At 73.4% G+C, this 9,728-nt stretch carries 10 protein-coding genes; 4 read left to right on the forward strand and 6 right to left on the reverse strand.

Annotated elements, in window-relative coordinates; genetic code table 11:
• The first annotated feature begins 61 nt into the window (after nucleotides 1-61).
• Nucleotides 62-1,201, forward strand: a complete 1,140-nt coding sequence (locus tag ACUY4T_RS10410; protein WP_446018860.1) for a glycosyltransferase — start codon at nucleotides 62-64, stop codon at nucleotides 1,199-1,201.
• 37 nt (nucleotides 1,202-1,238) lie between these two features.
• Here ACUY4T_RS10410 and ACUY4T_RS10415 read toward each other — a convergent pair whose 3' ends face one another.
• The 3 genes from ACUY4T_RS10415 to ACUY4T_RS10425 all read right to left on the reverse strand — a co-directional run bounded on the left by ACUY4T_RS10415 (nucleotide 1,239) and on the right by ACUY4T_RS10425 (nucleotide 4,312).
• Entirely contained in the window at nucleotides 1,239-2,615 is a 1,377-nt protein-coding gene (locus tag ACUY4T_RS10415) for an LCP family protein (RefSeq protein ID WP_446018861.1), read from the reverse strand.
• Nucleotides 2,612-3,079 carry a 5-(carboxyamino)imidazole ribonucleotide mutase gene (purE, locus tag ACUY4T_RS10420; RefSeq protein WP_446018877.1) on the reverse strand — a complete coding sequence of 156 codons (468 nt, stop codon included), beginning with the start codon at nucleotides 3,077-3,079 and terminating at the stop codon, nucleotides 2,612-2,614. The genes ACUY4T_RS10415 and purE overlap by 4 nt, the downstream gene beginning before the upstream one ends.
• A 93-nt stretch (nucleotides 3,080-3,172) precedes the next feature.
• Complete coding sequence (locus ACUY4T_RS10425) at nucleotides 3,173-4,312, reverse strand: 5-(carboxyamino)imidazole ribonucleotide synthase (protein WP_446018862.1); 1,140 nt, start codon at nucleotides 4,310-4,312, stop codon at nucleotides 3,173-3,175.
• Nucleotides 4,313-4,379: 67 nt separating this feature from the next.
• Here ACUY4T_RS10425 and ACUY4T_RS10430 point away from each other — a divergent pair, with 67 nt between their 5' ends.
• Complete coding sequence (locus ACUY4T_RS10430; protein ID WP_446018863.1) at nucleotides 4,380-5,039, forward strand: GtrA family protein; 660 nt, start codon at nucleotides 4,380-4,382, stop codon at nucleotides 5,037-5,039.
• On the opposite strand, the gene ACUY4T_RS10435 is transcribed toward ACUY4T_RS10430, so the two are convergent.
• The 3 genes from ACUY4T_RS10435 to ACUY4T_RS10445 all read right to left on the reverse strand — a co-directional run bounded on the left by ACUY4T_RS10435 (nucleotide 4,963) and on the right by ACUY4T_RS10445 (nucleotide 7,431).
• Entirely contained in the window at nucleotides 4,963-5,865 is a 903-nt protein-coding gene (locus tag ACUY4T_RS10435) for a DarT ssDNA thymidine ADP-ribosyltransferase family protein (RefSeq protein WP_446018864.1), read from the reverse strand. The two genes, ACUY4T_RS10430 and ACUY4T_RS10435, sit on opposite strands and share 77 nt — an antisense overlap.
• A gap of 137 nt (nucleotides 5,866-6,002) precedes the next feature.
• Nucleotides 6,003-6,551, reverse strand: coding sequence for a PH domain-containing protein (locus tag ACUY4T_RS10440; RefSeq protein ID WP_446018865.1), 549 nt, complete (start codon nucleotides 6,549-6,551; stop codon nucleotides 6,003-6,005).
• Nucleotides 6,552-6,558: 7 nt separating this feature from the next.
• Entirely contained in the window at nucleotides 6,559-7,431 is an 873-nt protein-coding gene (locus ACUY4T_RS10445) for a biotin--[acetyl-CoA-carboxylase] ligase (RefSeq protein ID WP_446018866.1), read from the reverse strand.
• Nucleotides 7,432-7,522: 91 nt separating this feature from the next.
• Between ACUY4T_RS10445 and ACUY4T_RS10450 the strand changes: the two genes are divergently transcribed.
• Both ACUY4T_RS10450 and ACUY4T_RS10455 read left to right on the forward strand, forming a co-directional pair.
• The gene (locus ACUY4T_RS10450) at nucleotides 7,523-9,124 is read left to right on the forward strand and encodes an acyl-CoA carboxylase subunit beta (protein WP_446018867.1); all 1,602 of its coding nucleotides are present in this window, start codon (nucleotides 7,523-7,525) and stop codon (nucleotides 9,122-9,124) included.
• An 8-nt stretch (nucleotides 9,125-9,132) separates the two neighbouring features.
• Nucleotides 9,133-9,366, forward strand: a complete 234-nt coding sequence (locus tag ACUY4T_RS10455) for an acyl-CoA carboxylase epsilon subunit (RefSeq protein ID WP_446018868.1) — start codon at nucleotides 9,133-9,135, stop codon at nucleotides 9,364-9,366.
• Nucleotides 9,367-9,728: the final 362 nt, after the last annotated feature.

A 9,728-nucleotide genomic window follows, 5' to 3' on the forward strand; every position in this document is an offset into this window, starting at 1 on the left:
GATCCCGCGGGCCCGGCCGCTACAGTGGTCGGGCCGCCGAACGAGCGCCCGAGGGAGAGGCATGCCCACCACACTCCGCGTGATCGTCGACCAGGTCGTCGCACCCGTGCCCGGACCGATCGGGCGGTACGCCGAGGCGCTCACGCGCGGGCTGATCGCGACGGCGCCCCGGGGCTGCCAGGTCGAGGGCGTCGTCTCGAGCTCCCTTCCGAGCGACTACCAGCGTCTGCTCGACGTCCTCCCGGGCCTCTCCGGCCTCTACAAGTCGAGCCTCGCCCGCCGCGAACTGGCGGCCGCGTGGCAGTTCGGCCTCACCACGTCGCCCGGCGGCGGCATGATCCACGCCCCGAGCCTGTTCGCCCCGCTCCGCCGTCACGACCGCACCGTGCCCGGCGAGCAGGTGGTCGTGACCGTCCACGACCTCCTCGCCTGGACCCACCCGGAGTCGCTGACCTCCACCTCCGTCGCGTGGCAGAAGGCCATGCTCAAGCGCGCCCGGCGGCACGCCGACGCGGTCGTCGTGCCGACCCATGCGCTCGCCGAACGGCTCGCGATGGTCGTCGACCTCGGCGACCGGGTCCGGGTCATCGGGACGGCGCCGCGCGCCGGCCTCGTGGCGCCGCCGGATGCTCGCGACGTGGCCGCGCGGCTCGGCCTTCCCGCCGAGTACGTCGCGGTCGAGGGCACGCTCGAACCGCGGAAGGGCGTGATCGACCTGCTCCACGCGCTGGGCCGGCCCGGGGTCCCCGAGATCCCGCTCGTGGTGATCGGGCCCGAGTCGTGGGGCGAGCAGCACATGGCGACCGTGGCCGAGGAGGCCGGCGTCGCGCCGTCGCGCGTGACCGCGGTCGAGCCGGCGGACGCGGGCGAACTCGCCGCGGTGCTCTCCGGAGCCACCGCGGTCGTCGCCCCGAGCCACGACGAGGGCGACGGCACGTCCATCATCGAGGCGTTCAGCCTCGGGGTCCCCGTGATCCATTCGGACACGCCGGCATACTCCGAGGTCGCCGCCGACGCCGGGATCGAGGTCCCGGTCGGCGTCGGGGGCGGCTACGTCGAGCGCCTCGCCGCCGCCGTCACGGCCGTGGTCGAGCAGCGCGACGTGGCCGAGCGGCTCTCGATCGCCGGCAGCGACCGGGCGCAGGCGTTCGACTGGCGCGATTCCGCCGAGCGCGTGTGGCAGTTGCACGCCGACCTCTGACCGGCACGCCGGTCGTGTCGGCCGCGTCGGCCGGGGCTCACCCCGCCGAGGGCGTGGCCGTGGGTTCGGCGGTGGCGGAGGCCAGGGCCTCGTCGATCAGGCCGTGCACGACCTCCCAGTCCGGGTACCCGGGATCGACGCCGTTCTCGGGCGTGAGCTCCACCGTCTGGATCGGCAGCGCCCGCGTCTTGCCCGCCAGGTCGACGAAGTAGCCCAGCATCGACTGGGGGATGTCGGTGCGCACGGTCTCGGCGCCGGCCTGCGCCACCGCCTGGAACTTGGCCAGCACGTTGGACGGCGTGGACTGGCGCAGGATCGCCTCCTGCAGCACCCGCTGGCGCTGCATGCGGTCGTAGTCGGTGGCGCTGTAGCGCGACCGGGCGTACCAGAGCGCGGTGTACCCGTTCATCCGCTGGGTGCCCGCCTCGACCCATCCGTCGACGTTCTGCAGGTTCTCGTCCCCGCCGATCGGCAGCCGCTCCTCGACGGTGATCTCGACGCCGCCGAGCGCGTCGATGAGGGCCTCGAACCCCTGCATGTCGATGAGCACGTAGTACTGGATCGTGAGCCCCGTGACGCCCTCCGCGGCGTCGCGCATGGCGTCGAGGCCGGGCGAGCTGTTCCGCGTCGCCGCGTCGGGGTAGAGCTCGGGCGTGACCTGCTCGGCCTCGGTGTAGATCGAGTTCAGCAGGCACACGTCGACGAGGCAGCCCTGCTCCGTGCCGTAGCCGTCCGGGTAGGCGGCGGCCATGGGCGAGTCCGCCGGGAAGTGGATGTCCTCGAGGTTGCGGGGCAGCCCGATGAGGACGGCCTGGCCGGTCTCGGCGTCGATCGAGGCGACCGTCATGCTGTCGGGTCGGGTGCCCTCCCGGTCGGGACCGGTGTCGGCGCCGAGGAGGAGGATGTTGTACCTGCCGTCGACGGGCGGTTCACTCGGCCCCGCCGCGAACACGGTCGACAGGAATCCGCTCGCGGTGGTCGCGACGTAGGCGGCGTAGGCCGCACCGCCCGAGGCGAGGACCAGCACCACGGTCGCGAGCGCCGCGATCGGCGCGCGGGCCGAGGGCTGGGTCCGCACCAGGCGCACGAGCCTCAGCGTGTCGAAGGTGAGCACGAGCCAGAGCACGGCGTAGAAGACGAGCCCGAGTGCGACGACCCACAACGCGATGCTATTCGACGCGACCGTGTAGACGATCGTCGGCGCGACGAACCACGTCACGACCGCCGCGACGACGACGAGCCAGAGCACCAGCGTCGCCCCGAGACCGAACCGGCCGAGCCGGCGGTCTCCGGCGAGCACCTGGGCCGACCCCGGGATGAGGATGTTCATCCCCACGAGCCACCATCCGCGCCGCGTCATGAGCGGACGGGACGCCGTGTCGGGATGGCGGATGGGGCTGTCGGCGAGGGTCATCGGCTCGACTTCAGGCGTTCGTTCTTCTCCTCGACGAGCGCCGCGAGCCCGGCGGCGTACGCCTCGAGCGCGTCGCGGAGCCGGTCGTCCGCGGTCGCGAGGATCTTCACCGCGACGAGCCCGGCGTTCTTCGCGCCGCCGATCGAGACGGTCGCGACGGGCACGCCCGCGGGCATCTGCACGATGGAGAGCAGCGAGTCGAGGCCGTCGAGCCGCGAGAGCGGCACCGGGACGCCGACCACGGGCAGGGTCGTCACCGAGGCGAGCATGCCCGGCAGGTGCGCCGCTCCGCCGGCGCCGGCGATGATGACGCGGATGCCGCGCTCCGCCGCCTCCTTGCCGTAGGCGATCATCTTCTCCGGGGTGCGGTGCGCCGACACCACCTCGACCTCGTGCGCGACGCCGAACTCCTCGAGCAGCTCGGACGCCTCGCGCATGACGTTCCAGTCGGAGTCGGAGCCCATGACGACGCCGACGAGGGGTGCGGGGGAATTGCCTGCGATCACCCGTCGATAGTAGGGCCGACGGCTGGAAGAACCGTGATGCGGCTCGCGCGTCTAGTCCTGCAGTGCCGCCGCGACGGCGCGCGCCTCGTAGACGGCCTCGTCGAGGTCGGGTCCGGTCGCGGTCACGTGCCCGACCTTCCGGCCGGGACGGGGCTCCTTGCCGTAGTTGTGCACCTTCACCGTCGGGTGGCCCGCCAGGGCGTCGGCGTACCGCTCGGTGAGCGTGCCCTCGGCCGGCCCGCCGAGCAGGTTGACCATGACGGCCCATTCGTCGTGGCAGCCGGTGCCGCCCAGCGGCAGGTCGAGCACTGCGCGCAGGTGCTGCTCGAACTGGCTCGTCGTCGCGCCGTCCATCGTCCAGTGCCCGGAGTTGTGCGGACGCATCGCGAGCTCGTTGACGAGCACGCGGTCGTCGGTGGTCTCGAACAGCTCGACCGCGAGCACCCCGGTGACCCCCAGCCCCTCGGCGACGGCGATCGCCACGTCGGCCGCGACGTCCGCGAGCCGCCCAGCCGCGTGCGGCGCGGGGGCGATCACCTCGCTGCACACGCCGCCGACCTGGACCGTCTCGACGAGCGGCCACGCGACGACCTCGCCGGAGGGCCGGCGGGCGACCAGCTGCGCGAGTTCGCGACGGAAGTCGACGAGCTCCTCGACGAGCAGCGCGCCCTCGCGGCCGTCCTCGTCGAGGGTGGCGAACCACTCGGCGACCTCGGCCGCGCCGCGGACCACCCGCACGCCCTTGCCGTCGTAGCCGCCACGAGGGGTCTTCACGACCGCCGAGCCGCCGTGCTGCTCGATGAACGCGTCGAGCTCGGCGGGCGTGGACACGCGCGCCCACTCGGGCACCGGGAGCCCGAGTTCGTCCAGGCGAGCGCGCATGAGGAGCTTGTCCTGCGCGAAACGCAGCGCCTCGGGACCCGGATGCACCGGCACGCCGGCCTCGACGAGGGCACGGAGGACGTGCTGCGGGACGTGCTCGTGGTCGAACGTGAGCACGTCGACCTCGCGCGCGAACGCCAGCACCGTCTCGGGGTCGGTGTAGTCGCCGACGCGGTGCGCCGCCAGCGCGGCCGACATCCCGTCGCCTTCGGCGAGCACCCGGAGCTCGACGCCGAGTTCGATCGCCGCGGGGATCATCATGCGGGCGAGCTGCCCGGCCCCGACCACTCCGACTCGCACCGGTGTCACCGTCCGTCCTCGGTGCCCCGTGCACCGCCGGAACCATCCTAGGCCGCGCCCGCCGTAGGATCGTGGGGTGCCAGCGACGTTCCGCACCGTGGCGATGCGGGCGTGGAACGGATTCCTCGCCTACCTCGTGAAGTTCGGCGTGGTCGGACTCATCGGGCTGCTGATCGACGTCGCCCTCTTCAACGCGCTGCGGCTCGGGCTGCTCGGCAGCGACACGTGGGCCCAGTCGGCCATCGGCGCGAAGACCGTGTCGACGACCGTCGCCATCGTGTTCAACTGGCTCGGCAACCGCTACTGGACCTTTCGCCGGCACCGACGGCGGCACGCGCTGCGCGAGTTCGCCGAGTACGCGATCGTCTCGCTCGGCGGCATGGGCATCGCGCTGCTGTGCCTCTGGGTCAGCCACTACGTGCTCGGGTACACCAGCCTGCTCGCCGACAACATCGCCACCAACGTGGTGGGGCTCGCGCTGGGCACGGCGTTCCGCTTCCTGCTCTACCGCTACTGGGTGTTCGGGCACCACCGCGCCGACGGCCTGTCGAACCTCGCCCGGGTCGAGGAGGCCCAGCGGGCCCTGTTCGAGGAGCCGCCGCTCGACCCGGCGCCCGAGGTGGTCTCGGGCGCCGTCGCGGACGACGTCCCTCCCGGGACTACTCCGCCGCCTGGAACCACGGCGGGTACACCGCCACGCGGGTCTTCGAGCCCACCGCCTGCAGGGCGGCCCTGACCCGGTCGCGGACCCGGTCGTTCGCGACCGCGACGAGCGCGACCCGCTCGAGCGGCACGCTCCCGCGGACGAGGACCTCGGCGGCGCGCAGTCCCGCGCCGTCGTCCGCGAGGGTCAGGCGCACGAGGGTGCGCTCGGCCTCCGGCCAGCCGTCGGCGAACGGCGCACCGCCGACCGCGGCATCCGTCTCGGACACCACGACCTCGCCGGGCGTGCGCAGCCTCGCGCCGGCCGCGGCCGCGACGGAGGTGACGAGGATCACGTGGTCGGCGATCGGGCGGCCGACGGCCTCCGCGGTCAGCCGCGGGTCGGCGGCGCCCGTGCGGATCGAGTCCCACACGTGCGCGTCGGTGCTGAGGAGGAAGGGGACGTACTCGGCGACCGTCGCGCCGGTCTCCCCCACCGTCGCCGAACGGCGGAAGGCGCGCGCCGCGGGCGCCGCGAGGTCGACGACGGGCTCCGCCGGCGGATCGCCGGCGTCGGCCAGGAGCGCGCCGGCCCCCAGGATCCGGCCGAGGTTCTCGATGTGGGTCACGTGGTAGAGCCGCGAGGCGGCCGCGTCGACCGGCGCCTCGTGCACGCCCGCGGAGCCCCGCCCCGCGCGCGCCGAGGCGGCCGGCCGGCCCCCGCGGGCGGTCGCGGCGGCTCGGGCCGACGCCTTCGCGGTGGCGGCGCGGGCCTCGGCCGCGGCCGCCGCGGCGTGGGAGGTGCCCGGGGTGCGCGTCTGGCGGCTTCGCGCCGTGGTGACCGCCGGGTCGGGTTCAGCCGGCGGCGAGCAGATCGCGCAGAGACCCTCGTCGAATCCGTGGATGCATTCCTCGCCCAAGTGGTGCCTTTCGTCGCTCGGCCCGCGGGGAGGGCGAGCCGCCCGACTACAGTACGCGTTCCAGCCGAGCGGTCCGCATCGATGGCCCCGGCGCACGCCGCGCGCGGGCCGGCCGGGGGCCCGCGCGGCGCCGGGACTCAGGCCCGGAGCCGGGGAGCGGTGTCGCCGTCGAGCGCGGTGCCGGGCCCCACCGCCGGGGCTCCGAGCGCGTGCGCCGACGCCATGAGCTCGTGCAGCGCCGCCTGGACCCGGAGCGGGTCGGGGACGTCCCGGAGCACGACGGGCACGTCGTGCCCGGTCTCGAGCCGGACGTCGCCGGACCCGGCGACGCGCTGCAGCCATCCGCGGCTGACCTGCACGTCGTAGCCGCGGCGGTGCCACAGCTCGCGGCGCACCCGGACGAAGAGTCCGCGCCGCACGATGACGCGTCGCGAGGTGACGGTCGTGCGCGCGGCCAGCCACGACAGGTACGGCAGGACGCAGCCGAGGAGCACCACGAGCGCGGCCACCACCAGCGCGGCGAGGCGGGGCCAGCCCTCATCGAGCACCGGCAGGCCGAACCCCGACGCGCCCGCGACCCCGATCAGCAGCAGCGCGGGCAGGACGAGGACGCGGGCGTGCCGTCGGAGCCGCGCGACGACGTGCTCCCCCTCCGGCAGGCCGGGCGTACCGCTCGCCTCCCCCATGGCCCCATTAATACCGCAGGTGCGTGACGTCGCCCGCCGCGACAGCCTGCACCTCGCCGTTCTCACGATCGCGCACGACCAGCCGCCCGTCGGGCGCGACCGCCTCGGCGACGCCGAGCAGTTCGCCCCCGCCCGGCAGCTCGACGCGGACGTCCTGCCCGATGGTGCCGCACACGTCGGCGAGGCGCTGCGCGGCCCCGCTCGCGACCGCGTCGCCGCCGGCGTCGACGAAGGCGTCCACGAGGTCCAGCAGTCGGCGCAGGTAGTCGGCGAGCACCGCGTCGGCATCCGGACGCCGACCCGTCACGAGCAGCAGCGAGGTCGAGGTCAGGGTCGGCAGGTCGTGCTCGTCGAGCGTGAGGTTGAGTCCGGAGCCGACCACCACGGCGCCCGGCTCCAGCAGCTCGGACAGGATGCCGCAGACCTTGTACCCCGAGACGAGCACGTCGTTCGGCCACTTCAGCTCGACCTCGACGCCGCCGGTGCCGTCGTCCTCCCCGCCCCGATCGACGGATGCCGCGGCCACCGCCGACCGCACCGCCTCGGTCATCGCGATGCCGGCGAGCAGCGGGATCCAGCCGTACGCGTCCGGCTCGAGCCGGTCGCCCGGGCGGAGCACCACCGAGATCGCCAGCGTCTTGCCGGTCGGGGCGAGCCAGGTGCGGCCGAGGCGCCCGCGGCCCCGGGTCTGGTCGTCGGTCGCGATGACGGAGCCGTGCGGCCAGGACGCGGCATCCGCGCCGGTCGCATGCTCGCGGGCGAGGTCGTTCGTCGACCCGGCCGTCTCGAGCCATTCGAAGCGCGGGACCGCCGCCCGCGACCGCTCCCACTCCATGCGCGCCTCCCGATCCGTCGCCCTCAGGCTAGTGTCCGGTGCCACGCGAGGTGCCGAACGGCACCACACCCCCGCGCGTTTTTGTGGGAAACCGTCAACGAAGCGGCCCGGAGGCAGGCCGGTAGAGTGAACCTTCGTGACCGAATCGACGAACGACGGCCCCGACCTCTCCACCACCGCGGGCAAGCTCGCCGACCTCAAGCATCGCTACCACGAAGCGGTGACGGCCTCCGGCGAGGCGGCGATCGAGAAGCAGCACGCCAAGGGCAAGATGACCGCGCGCGAGCGCATCGCCGAGTTGCTCGACGCGGGCTCGTTCGTCGAGTTCGACGAGTTCGTGCGGCACCGCACCCACGCCTTCGGCATGGAGAAGAAGCGGCCCTACGGCGACGCCGTGGTCACCGGCGTCGGCACCATCCACGGCCGCCAGGTCGCCGTGTACTCGCAGGACTTCACCATCTTCGGCGGCTCGCTCGGCGAGGTCGCCGGCGAGAAGATCATCAAGGTGATGGAGCACGCGCTGAAGACCGGCGTGCCGATCATCGGCATCCTCGACTCCGGCGGCGCCCGCATCCAGGAGGGCGTCGTCGCCCTGGGCAAGTACGGCGAGATCTTCCGCCGCAACACCGCGGCCTCCGGGGTCATCCCGCAGATCTCGATCGTCTGCGGCCCTGCGGCGGGCGGCGCCGTGTACTCCCCCGCGCTCACCGACTTCGTGATCATGGTCGACAAGACGAGCCAGATGTTCGTCACCGGGCCGGACGTCATCAAGACGGTCACCGGCGAGGACGTCGGAATGGAGGAGCTCGGCGGGGCGCTCACCCACAACACCGTCTCGGGCGTCGCGCACTACCTCGCGAGCGACGAGTCGGATGCGCTCGACTACGCCCGCACGCTCGTGTCGTTCCTGCCCGACAACAACATGTCGGAACCGCCCGTGTACGACAGCGAGACCGAGCTCGAGATCACCGACGGCGACCGCCGGCTCGACACGATCATTCCCGACTCGCCGAACCAGCCCTACGACATGCACTCGGTCATCGAGGGCATCGTCGACCACGGCGACTTCCTCGAGGTCCAGCCGCTGTTCGCGCCGAACATCGTCGTCGGGTTCGCGCGCGTCGAGGGCCGCTCGGTCGGCATCATCGCCAACCAGCCGAGCCAGATGGCCGGCACGCTGAACATCGCCGCGGGCGAGAAGGCGTCGCGCTTCGTGCGGTTCTGCGACGCGTTCTCGATCCCGATCCTCACCCTCGTCGACGTGCCCGGCTACCTCCCCGGCACCGACCAGGAGTGGACCGGGGTCATCCGCCGCGGCGCCAAGCTGCTGTACGCATACGCCGAGGCGACGGTCCCGCTGGTGACCGTCATCACGCGCAAGGCGTACGGCGGTGCCTACATCGTGATGGGCTCGAAGCAGCTCGGGGCCGACATCAACCTCGCCTGGCCGACCGCCGAGATCGCCGTCATGGGCGGCCAGGGCGCCGTCAACATCCTCTACCGGGGCGAGATCAAGCGGGCCGAGGAGGCCGGCGAGGACGTCGCGGCGGTGCGCACCCGGCTCGCCAACGAGTACACGTACAACGTCGCGTCCCCGTTCCTCGCCGCCGAGCGCGGCGAGCTCGACGGGGTCATCGAGCCGTCGGCCACTCGCGTCGCGGTCACCAAGGCGCTGCGGGCGCTGCGCACCAAGCGCGCGAGCCTGCCGCCGAAGAAGCACGGCAACATCCCGCTGTAGGAGGCGTCATGAGCATCGCTGCCGCTGGACCGAACGGCGACGAGTCCGTCGACCTCCGGTTCGTCACCGCCGACGTGTCGCCCGAGGAGGCCGCGGCCGTGACCGCCGTGATCGTCGCCGCCGTGCACGAGGAGCAGGCGGCGCCGCCGCCGCCGGCCCGGAGCGCGTGGTCGCACCCGAGGAACGCGTTGCGTCCCCCGATCGAGGTCGGCGCGGGGCGGTGGTCCGCCGCCCTGCGGTGACCGATCGGGGTCCGTGTCCCCCGAAATGCTGACTTCCGCTCGCCGCTCCGATCCGTAGCATGGTGAGTGCGCACTCCGAGGAGTCGCTCCGCCGACGGCTGGGTACCGCCGGCGTTTTCTGGGGGCGAGTCAGCGCGGTGTTTCGGGTTCACCGCCGTGACTCGGGCTCGGGGGGGGGGGGGGGGGGGGGAGAAACCCACCCCCCCGGCGGGGCGGGGGGTGGGGGAGGGGGGGGAGGAGTGTGGGGGGGCCAGGGAGGGGGGGGTGGGGAAGGAGAAAGGGGGACAGTGGGGAAGGGGATTCGGCTTGAGCGATGACCGTGCGGGCGCGTTCGTGGAGCTCTTCGCCGATCAGGTCGGTTG

This window comes from Agromyces arachidis (assembly GCF_052805135.1).

Bases quoted from the DNA above. Each gene is read 5' to 3' on its own strand.
- ACUY4T_RS10415 (WP_446018861.1), bottom strand. From the start codon at position 2,615: ATGACCCTCGCCGACAGCCCCATCCGCCATCCCGACACGGCGTCCCGT.
- ACUY4T_RS10410 (WP_446018860.1), top strand. From the start codon at position 62: ATGCCCACCACACTCCGCGTGATCGTCGACCAGGTCGTCGCACCCGTG.
- ACUY4T_RS10440 (WP_446018865.1), bottom strand. From the start codon at position 6,551: ATGGGGGAGGCGAGCGGTACGCCCGGCCTGCCGGAGGGGGAGCACGTC.
- purE (WP_446018877.1), bottom strand. From the start codon at position 3,079: ATGGGCTCCGACTCCGACTGGAACGTCATGCGCGAGGCGTCCGAGCTG.
- ACUY4T_RS10455 (WP_446018868.1), top strand. From the start codon at position 9,133: ATGAGCATCGCTGCCGCTGGACCGAACGGCGACGAGTCCGTCGACCTC.